The sequence below is a fragment of the Pseudescherichia sp. L3 genome (assembly GCF_024656065.1).
GTDB lineage: Bacteria > Pseudomonadota > Gammaproteobacteria > Enterobacterales > Enterobacteriaceae > Pseudescherichia.
Genome location: NZ_JANKYC010000001.1, coordinates 1704016 through 1722457, shown reverse-complemented (window position 1 = coordinate 1722457; position 18442 = coordinate 1704016). Strand labels below are relative to the sequence as shown.

Genomic DNA, 18442 nt, shown 5'->3' with positions numbered 1-18442 from the left:
GTAAAAACAGCGTCGCTCAGCGGATGCTGGTTACTTCGCCACTTTGCTGATTAAATCCATCATTTTCAGGCGTTGATCGCTGGACACTTTCCGCACCTCCAGTTCAATGCCCTGGGCGTTGAGCTTTTTAAACGCGGCGATATCCTGCTCATCCACCGACACGGCATTATTCACCTGGGTTTTACCCTGGCGGAAGGCCATGCCGCCAATGTTGACAGAGGTAATCTTTACCCCCTCATCAACGAGGCGTACCACGTCGGTAGGATTGGTAAACAGCAGCATTACGCGCTCACCAGCATATTTCGGGTTATTGTAAACGCGGACCATCTTGGCGACATCCACCACGTGCGCGGTAACGCCGGGCGGTGCCACCTGGGTGAGCAGCGTCTTGCGTACAGTGTCGGCGGCGACTTCGTCACTGACGACAATAATACGTTGCACGTTGGTCTCTTTGGTCCAGCGCGTGGCCACCTGACCATGAATCAGACGATCGTCGATTCGCGCCAGGCCAATGGTCATATAGTCCGCTGGCCCCATCGGTTTTTGCGGCACGGCGGCGCGGGGAGCGGCGGCAGGGGCGGGAGCAGCAGGCTGCGCCTTCTCCACCGGCTGCGCCTTCAGCGCCTTCACGCCTTCGCGGCCTGCCTCAACGGCGACGGCCACCAGATCGTCAAACGTCGGGTTGTCATCGCGGCCCATCAAGGTCTCAACCAGCATAGGAATATTGACCCCGGCCACGACCTCATAGTGCTCTTTATCGACGACAATACGGCTGGCAGCGTTAAACGGGCTGCCGCCCCATGTATCGACGAGAAACAGCACGCCCTGACCGGTGTCGAGCTTCGCCAGCTGCGCGGTGTATTTTTCGATCAGCGTTTCGGCGTTTTCACCTGGTACGAAATCGATCCAGCCTACGTTCTCTTGTTCGCCCAATAGCATTTCAGCTGTTTTAAGCAGCTGCTCTGCAGCCCAGCCATGTGTGCCTATCACAATAGCAATGGTCACTTGCTACCTCCTTTATTATCGTGAACACATCCGTAGCAGATGCATTGTGAATCGTTACGTCATAGCGAATCGATTCAGAGAGGGATGACATAGAAAATTCAGTCTTCGCGAATTATTTTAGATAGTGAAAAAATAATTTATGTGATTCAGATCCGTAATTTAGCTTTAATGAGAAAAGAAATTTTGTTGCGCAAAATATCTCCGAAAATGCAAATTCTGGTAAATCTTTGCAAAATCTTAATTCCCTCTGTTATGTTTACTTTCTGTTTATAATCACTGGAGTAGAGGGCAGCTGCCCACCGTATGGACCGTCACCGACGTCAGTTTACCTTCAGGCCGCGTAGCGCCTGTGTTAACCCCCTTTCTGTTGTCATCACGCCTGCATGTTGTAAGGCCCCCTTGTTTTGTCACTCCCTTAGCAGGAGCCTGTCATGGAATTCTTAATGGACCCCTCCATCTGGGTGGGATTGTTGACGCTTGTCGTACTTGAAATCGTTCTCGGTATCGATAACCTGGTGTTTATCGCCATTCTGGCTGACAAACTGCCGCCGAAGCAGCGAGACAAGGCCCGACTGATTGGCCTCTCCCTTGCGCTGGTGATGCGCCTGGCGCTGCTCTCCGTTATCTCGTGGATGGTGACGCTGACCCAGCCGCTCTTTTCGGTAATGGATTTCACCTTCTCTGGCCGCGATCTCATCATGCTGCTCGGGGGGATATTCTTACTCTTTAAAGCGACAACAGAATTACATGAGCGCCTGGAGAACCGCGAGCACGATAGTGGCCAGGGGAAAGGGTACGCCAGCTTCTGGGTGGTGGTGGTACAGATCGTTATCCTCGATGCGGTCTTCTCTCTTGATGCGGTGATCACTGCGGTAGGGATGGTGAACCATCTGCCGGTAATGATGGCGGCAGTGGTGATCGCCATGGCGGTGATGCTGCTGGCCTCGAAGCCGCTGACGCGCTTTGTTAACCAACACCCTACGGTGGTGGTGCTCTGCCTGAGCTTCCTGCTGATGATCGGTCTGAGCCTGGTGGCGGAAGGCTTTGGCTTCCACATTCCAAAAGGCTACCTCTACGCGGCAATTGGCTTCTCGATCATCATTGAGTTCTTTAACCAGGTGGCGCGTCGCAACTTTATTCGCCATCAGTCCACGCTGCCGCTGCGGGCGCGTACCGCCGATGCGATCCTCCGTCTGATGGGCGGCCGCCGTCAGGCTGCTGTTCAGCACGAGCCGGACAGCCAGTCACCGGTTTCGGTGCCGGAAGGGGCGTTTGCGGATGAAGAGCGCTACATGATCAACGGCGTGCTGACCCTGGCGTCACGCTCTCTGCGTAGCATCATGACGCCGCGAGGCGAGATCAGCTGGGTTGATGCCAACCTTGACGTGGACGCCATTCGCCAGCAGCTGCTCTCCTCACCGCACAGCCTCTTCCCGGTGTGTCGGGGCGAGCTGGATGAGGTCATCGGCATTGTGCGTGCGAAGGAGCTGCTGGTGGCGCTGGAAGAGGACGTTGACGTGGCGGCTATCGCCTCGGCATCACCGGCCATCGTAGTACCGGAAACGCTGGATCCCATCAAGCTGCTGGCGGTTCTCCGCCGCGCGCGGGGGAGCTTCGTGATGGTAACCAACGAGTTTGGCGTGGTGCAGGGCCTGGTAACTCCGCTTGACGTGCTGGAAGCCATTGCCGGTGAGTTCCCGGACGCCGATGAGACGCCAGAAATTGTCATCGACGGCGACGGCTGGCTGGTAAAAGGTGCGACCGATCTTCACGCGCTGCAGCATGCGCTACAGATGGACAACCTGGTGAACGATGAAGAGGATATCGCCACCGTTGCAGGGTTGGTCATTGCGATCAATGGTCAAATTCCCAAGCCGGGCGAGGTGCTGCAGCTTGCGCCATTAACCATTACTGTCGTTGAGGCGAACGACTATCGGGTCGATCTGGTACGCGTTGTTAAAGAGCAGCCGGTACAGGACGACGAAGAGGAGTAGCCTCGCTCAGCGTAGCGGCGTCATGGGCATCACATGCCCACTATAAGTGGCTGGGGGCGGCGTACTGCCTGCCAGCCACGTAGGGAAATCTTTTAGCGGCATAGGCTTCGCGTAGAGAAATCCCTGAAAAATCGTTACCCCGCGCTGGCGCAAACGCTGCGCCTGCAGCGGGGTTTCCACTCCCTCCGCAATCAGCTCAATTTTAAGCCGCCTACCCAGCGCGATAATAATATCTGTCACCGTCGAGTTCACCGCATCGGTGCCCACCGCCGAGGTATAGGACTTATCGATCTTCAGCACGTCCGGACGCAGCTTCTCCAGCCATGAGAGTGAAGTGTTGCCGGTACCAAAGTCATCAATCGCCAGCTTTACCCCGCGTCGGTGCAGGGCCCGCACGAGCCGGTAATCGATGTCGGTGATCGCTTCCCGCTCGGTCAGCTCAATGGTGAGCTGCTGAACCGGATGAGCATGGAACCAGAGGCGGTTAAGATCCTTCAGCAGCGCACCGTCACGGAAATGGCTGGCGGAGACGTTGATCCCGATATGGAACTGGCTGCTGGCCGGGAACAGGCCTATCTGGCGGTGGGTCTCTGCCAGCACGTAGCGCGTCAGAGGAGCAATCAGGTTCTGCTCCTCGGCAATGGGGATAAAGATATCCGGCGAGATCCAACCCTGCCGCGGGTTATTCCAACGCAGCAGGATCTCCACCCCCTCACACTGATGGGTACGGGCGTTCAGCAGCGGCTGGCAGAAAAGCTCAAACTCATGCGCCGCCATACCGAGATTGATCTCCCATGAGAAGCTCATCCGGTTAGCGGTGACAATCCAGGCGATATAGCCCATCAGCAGGCTGATGATCACTGCCAGCGGCAGTTGAGAAGGGAGGTGACGCAGCGCCAGCTCGCCTGCGCCTGGGCCCCGCACGCTAATGGTAAAGGGGAACTGGTCCGAGCTCTGCTGAAACCGCGTCTCGCTGACCAGCGGTGGCAGGCTATCCACGACCCCGGCACCGTAGATCAAATGCCGATTACCTACCGTTACGCTCGCCCCGGTAATCAGCGGTTTCTGCGGCTCCAGCATCATGCGGGTGAGCAGATCGATATTGATCACCTCCATTACCCCATCCTGTCCATTCTGGGTCAGGGGAAACCACTGGATCAGTATCGGGCTGCCGTGCAGCAGAGAGTTATCGGTAGTGAGCAAGAGCAGTGGCTGAGCGGTAGGGAGTGCGGGTTGAAGCTGGTGAAGGGGGACGTTGCGATAACCGAAAATGCTGGAGCAGTAGAGGATGCCGTTTTTGATGAGGCCGATAGAGCGTACGGTTTGCATCGTAGCGGCCTGCTTTCGTAGCGCCAGGTGCGCTTCGTCGCAGGGCTGGCCCACCAGCGGCAGAAGCACCCCCCGGCCCTGGGCAAGTGGGATAAGGATCCGATCCAGCGATGAGACCGCGTGATTGGTAAAAGAGAGGATCCGCTGCTGATTAGCGTTGCGCTCGGAAATGTAGCGCGAGCCAAGCGTCAGCAAGAGCGTGAAGATCGCGACAATCACGCAGACGATGGCGCGTTTTCGACGGTAGCTTCTTATAATTTGCTGTGCTGTTTGCATGTCCCGACGGTTCCCAGGAGGGCCGTTGGCGAAAAAGCAAACGGCAACACAGCAAGTGTAGTGGGGAAAAATTAATCGGCATCAAAAAGGGAAATAATTAGCCCTTTCGGGTGAAAGGGCTGGGTAACGTATTAGTCGCACTGCACCTTGATCGCCAGCCCGCCGCGAGAGGTTTCGCGGTACTTCGCGTTCATGTCTTTGCCGGTTTCATACATGGTTTCGATCACCTTATCCAGCGACACGCGCGGGGCGCTGGTACGACGCATCGCCATGCGGGAGGCGTTGATGGCCTTCACCGAGGCAATAGCATTACGCTCAATGCACGGCACCTGTACCTGGCCGGCGACCGGATCGCAGGTCAGTCCCAGGTTATGCTCCATGCCGATCTCTGCCGCCACGCAGACCTGCTCCGGGCTGGCACCCATCAGCTCCGCAAGGCCCGCTGCCGCCATAGAGCAGGCAACGCCAACTTCACCCTGACAGCCCACCTCTGCGCCAGAGATTGAGGCGTTCATCTTGTAAAGCGTACCGATTGCGCCTGCGGCCAGGAAGTAACGGGTGTAGATATCCGGGGTAACCGGCTCGATAAAGTGGTCGTAGTAGGCCAGCACCGCAGGCACGATGCCACATGCGCCGTTGGTTGGGGCGGTAACGACTCGGCCACCAGCGGCGTTCTCTTCATTCACCGCCAGCGCGAACATGTTGACCCAGTCAACTACTACCATCGGATCGCTGGAGTGCTTGTCGCTGGCGACCAGCAGGCGGCGCAGAGCTGAGGCACGGCGCGGTACCCGCAGCGGACCCGGCAGCACGCCTTCGGTGTTCATGCCGCGATCGATACAGGCCTGCATGGTCTGCCAGACGTGGGCGAAATAGTCGGCAATCTCTTCTTTGCTGTGCAGGGCCAGCTCGTTCTGCATCACCATGCCGGAGAGGGACAGGCCGGTCTCTTTGCACCAGTTCAGTATCGCCTGGGCAGAGTTATACGGGTAGGGCACGCTGACGGCCTGAGCGCTCTCTTTACCGAAGTGCTCTTCATCAACGATAAACCCGCCGCCGATGGAGTAGTAGGTTTTGCTGTAGATCTCTTTCTCGCCCTGATATGCATGGATGCACATGCCGTTCTCATGCAGCGGCAGGTTGTCGCTCTGGAAACGCATCCCGTTATCAGCAGGGAAGTCCACCTCATGACGTCCATGGGCCAGCAGCAGGCGGCCACGGGTCTCTACGTCGCGGATGAACGCCGGAATCGCATCGATATCGACGGTCGCTGGCTCGTTACCGGCGAGGCCCATGATAATGGCGATATCGGTATGGTGACCGCGGCCGGTCAGCGACAGCGAACCATAAACATCCACCGCCACGCGGGTGACGCTCTCCAGCAAACCCTTTTCGACCAGATCATCGACGAACTGTTTCCCGGCCTTCATTGGCCCAACAGTATGAGAAGAGGAAGGACCAATTCCCACTTTAAACATGTCGAATATACTAATCACGCTAACACTCCTGACAGGGTTGCCGGACCCTCCGGCAACGATGTAATAATTGGGCATAGTGTAAGAGGGAACCGGGGGAACGGTTTAACTATTCACATGAATTAAACTAATAGCCAACCTCTATTTTACTAATGCTGAGAGGCAGGTCACGCCCGGTGAAAAACGGGCGCTGTGTAAAGTATAGTCAGGGTTTGAGGCCGATTTGTAATGCCAGCTCACGAATAATGCCCGCCGTCATGCCCCAGACAAAGTAATGCTGATACCAGGAGAGCCACACCCGGTGCGCATTGCCGCGTCGGTGAATATCCAGCGGGTGATAACGACCCAGGCGCAGTGCTTCGGCCAGCGGCATCTCAAATACCGCTGCCACCTCATCCTCGCTGGCGTGATAGTGCAGATCCGGCGGGATAATGCCCACCACCGGGGTAACCTGAAAGCCGGTCACGCTGTCTACCGGCGGCAGAACGCCAATCACCTCAACCGACTCGGGCGGAATGGCGACCTCCTCCTCGGCCTCGCGCAGGGCGGCGGCAATAATAGACGCATCGCTGCTGTCTACGGCGCCACCGGGGAAGGCCACCTGGCCCGCGTGCTTACGCAGGCGCGCCGAGCGCTGGGTCAGCAGCAGCCCGGGCTGCTCGCGGCGCACCACGGGGATCAGCACCGCCGCCTGGCGATTGTTCAGGCTCGCACCGCTAGCCTGCGGGCGTAAAAGTTGAAAGCGTGATAAAAAATCGTCCAGGGTCAGGTTTGTGCTCTCCACCTGTTATCTCTCCAGCTGTTGCAGAATCCGATTAACTTTATCAAAGGTTTCCTGATATTCCGCCTCTTGCTGACTATCGGCAACGATGCCGCCCCCGGCGGAGCAGTAAAGCTGACCGTTGCAGGCGCTCAGGGTGCGGATAGTGATGCTGGTGTCCATAGTGCCGCAGAAGCTGATATAGCCAATGGAGCCACACCAGGCGCTACGCCGCTGCGGCTCCAGCTCGTCAATGATCTGCATCGCCCGCACCTTCGGCGCACCGGTGATCGAGCCGCCGGGAAAGGCAGCCCGCAGCAGATCGCAGGCGTGCTGCGAGGCGGGCAGGCGAGCGGTAACGGTGCTGACCAGATGGTGCACCGCAGGAAAGGGCTCCACCACAAACAGCTCCGGGACGCGCACCGATCCGGGCACCGCAACGCGGCCAATGTCGTTGCGCATCAGGTCAACGATCATCAGGTTTTCAGCGCGATCCTTCGGCGAGGTCGCCAGCTTTTCCGCCTGCTGGCGATCGGCCAGCGGATCCGCCAGCCGGGGCAAGGTTCCTTTGATAGGCCGGGTCTGAATGCGATCCCGTTCCAGATGGATAAACCGCTCCGGCGACAGGCTCAGGATCGCCCCTTCCTCAAGACGCACGAAGGCGCTGAACGGCGCGCGGTTGCTGGCGTTGAGGCGAATGAACGCCTGCCACTCATCGCCTTTATAGGTAGCCTGAAAGCGCTGGGCCAGATTGACCTGATAGCAGTCGCCGCTCTGCAAATAAGCCTGCACCCGGGCAAATTTATCGGCATACTGCGCTGGCGTCATATTGGCGTGCCAGCGGGAGGTGAGGCAAAAATCCTCGCTAACGGGGGGCTGCTGCACCTCCAGCCAGGCAAGACGGGCATTGACGTCGCCGTGGCTCAGCAGCGAAACACGTTTCTTATGGTGGTCGACAATCATCGCCCAGTCATAGAGCCCCACCGCCATATCCGGCAGGGCGATGTCGGCCTTCGCCCGCGTGGGCAGGTTTTCAAAGCGTCGACCCAAATCGTAACCAAATAGCCCCAGTGCACCGCCCTGGAAAGGAAGATCGGGATTGACCTCGGCAGGCAGCGCCAGCGACGTCAGCGCCTGCTGAAGCAGCGCCAGCGGATCGGCCGTGGAAACCTCCGTGCCGTCCAGCGTCATGCGCGTGCGCTCACCGGTGGTCACCAGCGTGCCACGCGGATCGGCGACCAGGATATCGAAGCGGCTGTAGGCGTGATCGGCATGGCCGGAGTGCAGCAGCATCGCCCACGGCAGGTGGCTGAGACGCGCAAACCAGAACTCGGCGGCGTCGTGACGCCACGGTAGGGTGATAACGGTAGGGGGAAGCGTGTTCATCTATGGCAAACAACCAGGCAGCGTGAAATAATTAGCGCTGATAATCTAGCAGGAGTTAACGATGTTTGCAGGTTTACCTTCGCTCAGTCATGAGCAACAGCAGCAGGCGGTAGAGCGTATTCAGCAGCTTATGTCCGAAGGCATGAGCAGCGGGCAGGCGATCGCAGTGGTCGCCGAAGAGCTGCGTGCCAACCACACCGGGGAGCGGATCGTGGCACGCTTTGAAGATGAGGATGAAGACGAGTAGTTCTATACCGCGGCGATAATTTTAATTTCGACCCGGTACTGCGGGTTCATCAGCGTCGCCTGTACGGTGCAGCGTACCGGCGCATGACCTGCTACCACCCATGCATCCCAGGCGCGGTTCATTGCCGCAAAGTCATCGCTGTTGGCCAGAAAAATCGTGGCGTCAAGAATGCGCGTTTTATCGCTACCCTGTTTTGCCAGCACGGCGTCAATCTGCGCCAGGGTGTTGGCGGTCTGCGCCTCGGCGTCGGCCTCAAGGTTCTCCGGTACGCCGGTATAGTACAGCGTCTGGTTATGGATCACGGCATCGGACCAGCGGGCCTCGGCATCAATACGTTTAATCGTCACTTTTCACTCCCTTATTGCTTTTTGGCAGGGCCAAGAGTGCCACACGGGTAGCGATCCTGTCACCACTTCGGCTAGCTAAAAATTCCCGCGCCTGACATAATCACTGGCGATATAACCAGGGGGCGGCGTGGCAGAGAACAGTGTAACGGACGATTTTGCACCAGACGGGCAGTTAGCGAAAGCGATACCGGGGTTTAAACCGCGTGAGCCACAGCGGCAGATGGCCCAGGCGGTCAGCGCTGCCATTGCTAATACCCAGCCGCTGGTGGTTGAGGCCGGAACCGGGACGGGGAAAACCTACGCCTATCTGGCCCCGGCCCTGCGCGCCGGGAAAAAGGTCATTATCTCCACCGGCTCGAAGGCGCTGCAGGATCAGCTCTACAGCCGCGATCTGCCCACCGTCTCCCGGGCGCTGGAGTATACCGGCCGCCTGGCGCTGCTGAAGGGGCGCTCCAACTACCTCTGCATCGAACGTCTTGAGCAGCAGGCGCTTGCCGGCGGCGATCTGCCGGTGCAGATCCTCAGCGACGTTATCCTGCTGCGGTCATGGTCGAGCCAGACCCTTGATGGCGACATCAGCACCTGCGCCAGCGTGGCGGAGGACTCCCAGGCCTGGCCGTTGGTCACCAGCACCAACGATAACTGCCTCGGCAGCGACTGCCCGATGTATAAAGATTGCTTCGTGGTCAAGGCGCGTAAGAAGGCGATGGACGCCGACGTGGTCGTGGTTAACCACCACCTCTTTCTCGCTGACATGGTGGTGAAAGACAGCGGCTTTGGCGAGCTGATCCCCGAGGCCGACGTCATGATCTTTGACGAAGCGCACCAGCTGCCGGATATCGCCAGCCAGTACTTCGGCCAGTCGCTCTCCAGCCGTCAGCTGCTGGATCTGGCGAAAGATTTCACCATTGCCTACCGCACCGAACTGAAAGATACCCAGCAGCTGCAGAAGTGCGCGGATCGCCTGGCGCAGAGTGCGCAGGACTTCCGTTTACAGCTGGGCGAGCCGGGCTATCGCGGCAACCTGCGCGAGCTGCTGGCGGACAGCCACGTCCAGCGCGCGCTGCTGCTGCTCGATGATGCCTTAGAGCTATGCTACGACGTAGCCAAGCTCTCTCTAGGCCGCTCGGCGCTGCTCGACGCGGCCTTTGAACGGGCTACGCTTTATCGCACGCGCCTCAAGCGGCTGAAAGAGATCAACCAGCCTGGCTTCAGCTACTGGTACGAGTGTACCTCTCGCCACTTTACCCTCGCCCTGACGCCGCTCACCGTGGCAGAGAAGTTCAAAGAGGTGATGGCCCAGAAGCCGGGAAGCTGGATCTTTACCTCGGCCACGCTCTCGGTGAACGACGACCTGCACCACTTTACCTCCCGCCTCGGGATTGAAACGGCAGAGTCAATGCTGCTGCCCAGTCCGTTTGATTTCGCCCGTCAGGCACTGCTCTGCGTGCCGCGCAATCTGCCGCAGACCAACCAGCCCGGCGCGGCGCGCCAGCTGGCAGCGATGCTCAGGCCAATGATCGAGGCCAACAACGGTCGCTGCTTTATGCTCTGCACCTCCCACGCCATGATGCGCGATCTGGCAGAGCAGTTCCGCGCGACCCTGTCGCTGCCGGTGCTGTTGCAGGGCGAAACCAGTAAGGGCCAGCTGCTCCAGCAGTTTGTCACCGCCGGAAACGCGCTGCTGGTGGCAACCAGCAGCTTCTGGGAAGGGGTGGACGTGCGCGGCGATACGCTGTCGCTGGTGATCATCGACAAGCTGCCCTTTACCTCACCGGACGATCCGCTGCTGAAGGCGCGGATGGAGGATTGCCGCCTGCGTGGGGGCGATCCTTTTGATGATGTTCAGCTGCCGGACGCGGTGATCACCCTCAAGCAGGGGGTAGGCCGCCTGATCCGCGACATCGACGACCGTGGCGTGCTGGTGATCTGCGACAACCGGCTGGTGATGCGTCCCTATGGTGCAACCTTCCTCGCCAGCCTGCCGCCGACCCCGCGCACCCGGGACATCGCCCGCGCGGTGAGATTCCTGGCCGGGGTCTCGACGCAGTAATTTGCCGCAGAGTGTGCTAAGATGCGCGCCATTTTATTGAATCAACACCCCGAGAGCGCGAAGACCGATGCGAATTCTGGCTATTGATACCGCCACAGAGGCCTGTTCCGTTGCCCTGTGGAATAACGGTACGACCTCTGCCCACTTTGAACTCTGCCCAAGAGAACATACCCAACGTATTTTACCCCTGGTTCAGCAGACGCTGAACGACAGCGGCGTCACCCTTGCCGAACTCGACGCGCTGGCCTTTGGCCGTGGACCGGGCAGCTTTACCGGCGTGCGGATTGGCATTGGTATTGCTCAGGGCCTGGCGCTGGGTGCCGAGCTGCCGATGATCGGCGTCTCAACCCTGGCCACCATGGCGCAGGGCGCGTGGCGTAAAACCGGCGCGACGCGCGTGCTGGCCGCCATCGATGCCCGCATGGGCGAAGTCTACTGGGCCGAGTACCAGCGGGATGAGCAGGGCGTCTGGCACGGCGAAGAGAGTGAGGCGGTGCTGAAGCCGGAAGCGGTCAGCGAACGCCTGGCCCAGCTCAACGGATCCTGGGCTACGGTGGGCACCGGCTGGCCGGCATGGCCTGATCTTGGCAAAGAGAGCGGGCTAACCCTCACCGACGGCGGCGTCCTGCTGCCTGCGGCTGAAGATATGCTCCCGCTCGCCTGCCAGCTTTTTGCCCAGCAGCGCACCGTTGCCGTGGAGCATGCGGAGCCGGTTTATTTGCGCAACGAGGTGGCCTGGAAGAAACTTCCGGGCAGAAAATGAATCTCAGCTATATACATAACGTAACAATGTAAATAGCAGGAAGGTGGTAAGTGAAGGTATCCCAACAGGTGGGGCAAAGCAGGTCCAGGCGCTGGCTGCTGGCAGGCTTAGCCGCCTTAGCGCTGAGCGGTTGCGTCTCGGTGCCTGACGCCATTAAAGGCAGCAGCCCAACGCCGCAGCAGGATCTGGTTCGGGTGATGAATGCGCCTGAGCTATACGTCGGCCAGGAGGCGCGCTTCGGCGGTAAAGTTATCGGCTTGCAGAACAAGCAGGGGCAAACCCGGCTGGAGATTGCCTCGGTACCGCTGGACAGCGGCGCGCGTCCCGTTCTGGGTGAACCTTCCCGCGGGCGTATTTACGCCGACGTGAACGGCTTCCTCGATCCGGTGGATTTCCGTAACCAGTACGTGACCGTGGTCGGCACCATTAGCGGCGTTGAGCAGGGCAAAGTGGGCGAGACGCCCTACAAGTTTATGGTCATGAAGGTGAGTGGCTATAAACGCTGGCATCTCCAGCAGCAGGTTATGCTGCCGCCGCAGCCAATCGACCCCTGGTACTGGGGACCGGGTCCGAATCCCTGGCGTTACGGCGGCTACGGCGGTTACGGCTGGTACAACGCCGGTCCGGCCCCGGTGCATACCGTCGTAACAGAGTAACTCCCTGTTAAATAAGAGAAGAGACAGCGGACTATCCGCTGTTTCTCCTTTTTTATGACCATAACAAGAATAAAAGAGTGACGCGCTTCGCAACCTGTGAATCGGCCAATTAATAAACTGGTACAATGAGTTAATATAATGTTAACGGCATGTTTATTAAGCGGAGTTGCGATGACGACGAATTTTCATTTCAGAGGTGACGCATTGAAGAAGGTTTGGCTTAACCGTTATCCCGCCGACGTGCCAGCGGACATCAACCCCGATCGCTATCAATCCCTTGTGGAACTCTTCGAAAATGCCGCCATCCGCTACGCGGACCAGCCGGCGTTTATCAACATGGGCGAGACCATGACCTTCCGCAAGCTGGAAGAGCGCAGCCGCGCCTTTGCCGCCTGGCTACAGCAGGGATTGGGGTTAAAGAAGGGCGATCGCGTTGCGCTGATGATGCCTAACCTGCTGCAGTATCCGGTGGCGCTGTTTGGTATTTTGCGTGCCGGTATGGTGGTAGTGAACGTTAACCCTCTCTATACCCCTCGCGAGCTGGAGCATCAGCTCAACGATAGCGGCGCGGCGGCTATCGTCATTGTCTCTAACTTTGCCCACACCCTTGAAAAAGTGGTAGATAAGACCCAGGTGCAGCACGTGATTTTGACCCGCATGGGGGATCAGCTCTCTGCGGCGAAGGGGACGCTGGTCAACTTCGTGGTCAAGTACGTTAAGCGACTGGTACCGAAATATCACCTGCCGGACGCCATTTCGTTTCGCCAGGCGCTGCACAACGGCTACCGCCTGCAGTACGTCAAGCCGGAGGTGGTCCCGGACGATCTCGCTTTCCTGCAATACACTGGCGGCACCACCGGCGTGGCTAAAGGGGCGATGCTGACCCACCGCAACATGCTGGCCAATCTCGAACAGGTGAACGCCACCTACGGGCCGCTGCTGCACCGGGGAAAAGAGCTGGTGGTTACTGCTCTGCCGCTGTATCACATCTTTGCCCTGACCATGAACTGCCTGCTGTTTATCGAGCTGGGCGGGCAGAACCTGCTGATCACCAACCCGCGCGATATTCCAGGGCTGGTGAAGGAGCTGTCAAAGTATCCCTTTACCGCCATGACCGGGGTGAATACCCTGTTCAATGCGCTGTTGAACAACAAAGAGTTTCAGCAGCTCGACTTCTCTACGCTGCACCTCTCCGCAGGTGGCGGGATGCCTGTCCAGCAGGCGGTCGCCGAGCGCTGGGTGAAGCTTACCGGGCAGTATCTGCTGGAGGGCTACGGCCTGACGGAGTGCTCTCCGCTGGTGAGCGTGAACCCGCACGATATCGACTACCACAGCGGCAGCATCGGCCTGCCTGTGCCCTCTACGGAGGTGAAGCTGATTGACGACGAGGGCAGGGAGGTGCCGCACGGCGAACCGGGCGAGCTGTGCGTCAAGGGGCCGCAGGTAATGCTGGGCTACTGGCAGCGCCCTGACGCCACCGACGAGATCATCAAAGACGGCTGGCTGATGACCGGCGATATTGCGGTAATGGACGACGAAGGCTTCCTGCGCATTGTCGATCGTAAAAAAGATATGATTCTGGTCTCCGGCTTCAACGTCTACCCTAACGAGATTGAAGACGTCGTGATGCAGCACCCAGGCGTGCAGGAGGTGGCCGCCGTCGGCGTGCCGTCAACCAGCAGCGGTGAAAAGGTAAAAATTTTCGTGGTGAAGAAGGATCCCGACCTCAGCGAAGAGGCGCTCATTACCTTCTGCCGCCGTCAGCTTACCGGCTATAAGGTACCGAAGCTGGTGGAGTTTCGTGAGGAGCTGCCGAAATCCAACGTCGGCAAAATTTTACGGCGAGAATTACGTGACGAAGCGCGCGGCAAAGTAGACAATAAGGTCTAAGCTTCGAGTGAGTCGCCCAACGCCGGTTAGCCCGGCGTTTTTTATGGGCGCAAACCAAAGAGAGTATGATTTGAACTACCAGATGATCACCACCAACGACGCGCTGGCGACCATGAGCGAGGCGGCGCGCGCGTTTCCGGCTCTAGCCATCGATACCGAATTTGTCCGCACCCGCACCTACTATCCGCAGCTGGGCCTGATCCAGGTCTACGACGGCCAGCAGGTTTCGCTGATCGATCCGCTGGAGATCACCGACTGGACGCCGTTCCGCGAGCTGATGATGGATCGCGCGGTCACTAAGTTTCTCCACGCTGGCAGTGAAGATCTGGAAGTTTTTCTCAACGTGTTTGGCGAGCTGCCGCAGCCGCTGATCGATACCCAGATCCTTGCCGCCTTCAGCGGCCGCCCGCTGTCGTGGGGCTTCGCCTCTATGGTTGAGGAGTATACCGGTCTGGCGCTGGATAAAAGCGAATCCCGCACCGACTGGCTGGCGCGTCCGCTGACCGAGCGCCAGTGCGACTACGCCGCCGCCGACGTCTGGTATCTGCTGCCTATCGCCCACAAGCTGATGGCGGAGACCGAGGCGGCGGGCTGGTTGCCCGCTGCGCTGGACGAGTGTCGCTTGATGCAGGAGCGCCGTCAGGAAGTGCTGGCCCCGGAAGAGGCGTGGCGCGATATTAGCAACGCCTGGCAGCTGCGTACCCGTCAGCTGGCCTGCCTGCAGCTGCTGGCGGCGTGGCGTCTGCGTAAGGCGCGCGAGCGCGATCTGGCGGTAAACTTTGTCGTGCGGGAAGAGAACCTGTGGGCGGTCGCGCGCTATATGCCGGGCAGCCTCGGCGAACTGGACAGCATTGGGCTCTCGGGGAGCGAGATCCGCTTCCACGGTAAAACGCTGCTGGCGATGGTCGCTCAGGCCCAGGCGTTGCCGGAAGCGTCGCTCCCGGAGCCGCTGCTGAACCTGCTTGATATGCCGGGCTATCGCCGGGCCTTCAAGGCAATTAAGGCGCTGGTGCAGGAGGTGAGCGTGGCAAAAGGGGTGAGCGCCGAGCTGCTGGCCTCGCGTCGACAAATAAATCAGCTGCTTAACTGGCACTGGAATATTAAATCGTTCGCCACCCTGCCGGAACTTATCTCCGGCTGGCGCGGTGAATTAATGGCGTCGAGCCTTCAGGCACTGCTGCTGGAATTTCCTCGCTAGCGAATGCGCCACTGTAAATAAACACAGTGAATACGCATAAATAAAAAAGGCAGCGCTTAATGGGCTGCCTTTTTAATGAAGGAGATAACGGTAAAACCTTATTTCGTCTCTTCGGCTTCCGGTAGGGTAACGTTCAGCTCAAGAATAGAAATATCGCCGTCTTTTTGTTCCAGCTGTACCGTCACCATTTCTGGATCGATCTGCACATACTTACAAATGACTTCCAGAATATCTTTGCGCAGCTGCGGCAAATAGTGCGGCTCGGCATCGCTGCGGCGACGCTCGGCCACGATGATCTGCAGGCGCTCTTTCGCTATGTTAGCGGTACTCTTCTTTCGTGAGAGAAAAAAGTCTAGTAATGCCATAATTTATCCTCCGAACAGGCGTTTGAGGAAACCTTTCTTCTCTTCTTCGATGAAGCGGAAAGGGCGTTCTTCTCCCAGCAGACGTTCCACGGTATCAGCATACGCTTTACCGGCATCTGATGTCGCGTCCAGGATCACAGGTTCGCCCTGGTTAGAGGCGCGCAGCACGGACTGATCTTCCGGGATAACCCCGACCAGCTTGATGCGCAGGATCTCCAGCACATCTTCCATGCTCAGCATGTCGCCTTTGCTGACGCGGCCCGGGTTGTAGCGCGTCAGCAGCAGATGCTCTTTGATCGGCTCTTGACCGTTCTCGGCACGCCGCGATTTGGAGGAGAGAATGCCCAGAATGCGGTCCGAGTCGCGTACTGAGGAGACCTCTGGGTTAGTGGTAATAACGGCTTCATCTGCGAAGTAGAGCGCCATCAGCGCACCGGTTTCGATCCCGGCAGGGGAGTCGCAGACGATGAAATCGAAATCCATCTTCTTCAGATCGTCGAGCACTTTCTCGACGCCGTCACGGGTCAGCGCGTCTTTGTCACGCGTCTGTGAGGCAGGAAGAATATAGAGGCTTTCCGTGCGCTTATCTCTGATCAGCGCCTGGTTTAAGGTGGCATCGCCCTGAATAACGTTAACGAAATCATAGACTACACGGCGTTCACAACCCATGATCAGGTCGAGGTTACGCAGGCCGATATCGAAGTCGATAACGACGGTCTTCTTTCCCTTCTGGGCCAAACCAGTCGCGATGGCCGCGCTGGATGTCGTTTTACCGACGCCCCCTTTACCCGAAGTAACAACAATAATGCGTGCCATAGGTGTTCCTTGTTATAAGGGCTTAATTCAATGGTTGAACAGTCAAAGCGTTATCCGCGAGGAGCAGGCGTGCCGCTTTGCCATAATATTCGGCCGGGATTTGATCGCTCAGCCAGTATTCTCCCGCGATGGAGACCAGCTCCGCGGTGAGATGTGTGCAAAAAATTTGTGCTTCTCTGTCGCCGTTGGCCCCCGCCAGCGCCCGTCCACGCATCATGCCATAGATATGGATATTGCCATCGGCGATCAGCTCTGCGCCCGCGCTGACGTTGCTGGTAACGATCAGATCGCAGCCCGGGGCATATATTCTCTGTCCGGAACGGACCGGAACATCAATTAAGCGTGTTTTTGTGATCGGCGCGACAACCGGCTCTTCAACAATTGGTGTCTTAACAATCGGCGCTTCAACGTCCTGGGCCTCAATAGCAGGCGGCTGGCGCAGTTTTTCTTTGCCTTCCGTCAGCAGTGGGAGCCCGGCGCGGTCAATCTCAGCCTTCAGCTCGGCCTGTTTACAGCCGCTGACGCCAATAACACGTAAACCGGTGCTGGCAATGGCTTTATGCAAGGCAGACCAGTTAACCGCTTCGTCCAGCGCGGAAATGTTAATAACAACGGGAGCATGCTGTAAAAAAGCGGGAGCCTGAGCGATTTTGTCTTCTAAGGCCTGACGAATAACCTCGGGTTTCGCATCATGCAAATGAACCACTGATAAGGTAAAACTACTGCCTTTAAGCTCGATGGGCGTGTTTGACATCCTGACCTTACTCATTTAGCTATTATCCCCCGCATAGCGGGTGATATTCCGAAGACTCTCAGGCATGTTATAGTCCCTGCTATATTGAGGCAAGACACCTCCCCTTAATTAAGAGTAAAAGTATGTTTTGTGTGATCTACCGAAGTGCTAAGCGTGAACAGACCTATTTGTATATCGAGAAAAAAGATGATTTTTCTCGGGTTCCTGAGGCATTAATGAAAAGTTTTGGCCAGCCGGTCATGACGATGCTGCTGCCCCTCGACGGGCGCAAAAACTTAGCCAATGCTGAACTGGACAAGGTTAAAGCGGCGCTCAAGGAGCAGGGATACTATCTGCAAATGCCGCCGCCGCAGGAGGATCTCCTTAAGCAGCATCTGCAAAGCAGCGGGAAGATTGACAAATCCTGAGACGGCGGTGATAGTCAAATTCCACACGCGTTCAAAGGGTTACTCAGGGGGTAATATGTATCAGCATCATAACTGGCAGGGTGCACTGTTAGATTTTCCCGTCAGTAAGGTTGTTTGCGTTGGCAGTAACTATGCGAAACATATTCAGGAGATGGGCAGCGCCACGCCGGACGAGCCGGTACTGTTTATCAAGCCTGAAACCGCGCTCTGCGATCTCCGCCAGCCGCTGGCCTTGCCGCAGGGGCTAGGATCGGTGCACCACGAAGTTGAGCTGGCGGTGCTGATTGGCGCTACGCTGCGTCAGGCCTCGGAAGAGCACGTTCAGCAGGCGATTGCCGGCTACGGCGTGGCGCTGGATCTGACGCTGCGCGATGTTCAGGGCAAAATGAAGAAGGCCGGGCAGCCGTGGGAGAAAGCCAAGGGCTTTGACAACTCTTGTCCGCTCTCCGGGTTTATTCCGGCAGCGGAGTTCGCAAGCGATCCGCAGAACACGCCGCTGGGGCTGAAGATCAACGGCGAGGTGCGCCAGCAGGGCACCACGGCGGATATGATCCACAAAATCGTGCCGCTGATTGCCTACATGAGCCGCTACTTCACCCTGCGCGCCGGGGACGTCATTCTGACCGGTACGCCGGAAGGCGTCGGCCCGCTGCACAGCGGCGACGAGCTGGAAGTGAGCTTTAACGGCCAGTCCCTTACCACCCGCGTGCTGTAAACCGTC

19 protein-coding genes are annotated in these 18442 nt (G+C 58.2%); 10 read left to right on the top strand and 9 right to left on the bottom strand.

The window, feature by feature from the left end; translation table 11 throughout:
- Positions 1-30: 30 nt before the first annotated feature.
- Entirely contained in the window at positions 31-1005 is a 975-nt protein-coding gene (gene manX, locus NR795_RS08425; protein WP_144818671.1) for a PTS mannose transporter subunit IIAB, read from the bottom strand.
- 303 nt (positions 1006-1308) lie between these two features.
- Here manX and NR795_RS20705 point away from each other — a divergent pair, with 303 nt between their 5' ends.
- Positions 1309-1449, top strand: coding sequence for a hypothetical protein (locus tag NR795_RS20705; protein WP_374544025.1), 141 nt, complete (start codon positions 1309-1311; stop codon positions 1447-1449).
- On the top strand, positions 1437-2999 hold the full coding sequence (yoaE, locus tag NR795_RS08420) for a CNNM family cation transport protein YoaE (RefSeq protein WP_222888109.1): 1563 nt from the start codon (positions 1437-1439) through the stop codon (positions 2997-2999). Before NR795_RS20705 ends, yoaE begins: the two co-directional genes overlap by 13 nt.
- Before the next feature lie 6 nt (positions 3000-3005).
- On the opposite strand, the gene NR795_RS08415 is transcribed toward yoaE, so the two are convergent.
- The 4 genes from NR795_RS08415 to pabB form a co-directional block, all read right to left on the bottom strand.
- Positions 3006-4604, bottom strand: a complete 1599-nt coding sequence (locus tag NR795_RS08415) for an EAL domain-containing protein (RefSeq protein WP_144818675.1) — start codon at positions 4602-4604, stop codon at positions 3006-3008.
- Between the two features lie 131 nt (positions 4605-4735).
- Complete coding sequence (gene sdaA, locus NR795_RS08410; RefSeq protein WP_257757903.1) at positions 4736-6100, bottom strand: L-serine ammonia-lyase; 1365 nt, start codon at positions 6098-6100, stop codon at positions 4736-4738.
- Positions 6101-6284: 184 nt separating this feature from the next.
- On the bottom strand, positions 6285-6863 hold the full coding sequence (locus NR795_RS08405) for a CoA pyrophosphatase (protein WP_144818679.1): 579 nt from the start codon (positions 6861-6863) through the stop codon (positions 6285-6287).
- Positions 6864-6866: 3 nt separating this feature from the next.
- On the bottom strand, positions 6867-8225 hold the full coding sequence (pabB, locus tag NR795_RS08400) for an aminodeoxychorismate synthase component 1 (protein WP_257757902.1): 1359 nt from the start codon (positions 8223-8225) through the stop codon (positions 6867-6869).
- A gap of 61 nt (positions 8226-8286) precedes the next feature.
- Between pabB and NR795_RS08395 the strand changes: the two genes are divergently transcribed.
- The gene (locus NR795_RS08395; RefSeq protein WP_144818683.1) at positions 8287-8472 is read left to right on the top strand and encodes a YoaH family protein; all 186 of its coding nucleotides are present in this window, start codon (positions 8287-8289) and stop codon (positions 8470-8472) included.
- Between the two features lie 2 nt (positions 8473-8474).
- Here NR795_RS08395 and NR795_RS08390 read toward each other — a convergent pair whose 3' ends face one another.
- Entirely contained in the window at positions 8475-8819 is a 345-nt protein-coding gene (locus NR795_RS08390; protein ID WP_257757901.1) for a RidA family protein, read from the bottom strand.
- Positions 8820-8946: 127 nt separating this feature from the next.
- On the opposite strand from NR795_RS08390, the gene NR795_RS08385 reads away from it, so the two are divergent.
- From NR795_RS08385 to rnd, 5 genes are all read left to right on the top strand, one after another.
- A complete protein-coding gene (locus tag NR795_RS08385) occupies positions 8947-10872 on the top strand; it encodes an ATP-dependent DNA helicase (protein WP_257757900.1) in 1926 nt (641 codons plus the stop codon).
- Positions 10873-10939: 67 nt separating this feature from the next.
- Positions 10940-11635, top strand: coding sequence for a tRNA (adenosine(37)-N6)-threonylcarbamoyltransferase complex dimerization subunit type 1 TsaB (tsaB, locus tag NR795_RS08380; protein ID WP_257757899.1), 696 nt, complete (start codon positions 10940-10942; stop codon positions 11633-11635).
- A gap of 68 nt (positions 11636-11703) precedes the next feature.
- The gene (locus NR795_RS08375; protein WP_257758284.1) at positions 11704-12291 is read left to right on the top strand and encodes a Slp family lipoprotein; all 588 of its coding nucleotides are present in this window, start codon (positions 11704-11706) and stop codon (positions 12289-12291) included.
- Between the two features lie 204 nt (positions 12292-12495).
- Positions 12496-14181, top strand: coding sequence for a long-chain-fatty-acid--CoA ligase FadD (gene fadD, locus NR795_RS08370; RefSeq protein WP_257758283.1), 1686 nt, complete (start codon positions 12496-12498; stop codon positions 14179-14181).
- Positions 14182-14251: 70 nt separating this feature from the next.
- Entirely contained in the window at positions 14252-15379 is a 1128-nt protein-coding gene (gene rnd / locus NR795_RS08365; protein ID WP_144818765.1) for a ribonuclease D, read from the top strand.
- A 98-nt stretch (positions 15380-15477) separates the two neighbouring features.
- Here rnd and minE read toward each other — a convergent pair whose 3' ends face one another.
- Genes minE through minC form a run of 3 tightly spaced genes read right to left on the bottom strand, consistent with a single transcriptional unit; the run spans position 15478 to position 17314 of the window.
- The gene (minE, locus tag NR795_RS08360; protein WP_042391279.1) at positions 15478-15744 is read right to left on the bottom strand and encodes a cell division topological specificity factor MinE; all 267 of its coding nucleotides are present in this window, start codon (positions 15742-15744) and stop codon (positions 15478-15480) included.
- Positions 15745-15747: 3 nt separating this feature from the next.
- Positions 15748-16560 carry a septum site-determining protein MinD gene (gene minD, locus NR795_RS08355; RefSeq protein WP_042391277.1) on the bottom strand — a complete coding sequence of 271 codons (813 nt, stop codon included), beginning with the start codon at positions 16558-16560 and terminating at the stop codon, positions 15748-15750.
- A gap of 22 nt (positions 16561-16582) precedes the next feature.
- The gene (minC, locus tag NR795_RS08350; RefSeq protein WP_257757898.1) at positions 16583-17314 is read right to left on the bottom strand and encodes a septum site-determining protein MinC; all 732 of its coding nucleotides are present in this window, start codon (positions 17312-17314) and stop codon (positions 16583-16585) included.
- Between the two features lie 122 nt (positions 17315-17436).
- Here minC and NR795_RS08345 point away from each other — a divergent pair, with 122 nt between their 5' ends.
- Positions 17437-17721 carry a YcgL domain-containing protein gene (locus tag NR795_RS08345; RefSeq protein WP_144818691.1) on the top strand — a complete coding sequence of 95 codons (285 nt, stop codon included), beginning with the start codon at positions 17437-17439 and terminating at the stop codon, positions 17719-17721.
- Between the two features lie 55 nt (positions 17722-17776).
- On the top strand, positions 17777-18436 hold the full coding sequence (locus NR795_RS08340; protein WP_042391273.1) for a fumarylacetoacetate hydrolase family protein: 660 nt from the start codon (positions 17777-17779) through the stop codon (positions 18434-18436).
- The last annotated feature ends 6 nt before the right edge of the window (positions 18437-18442 follow it).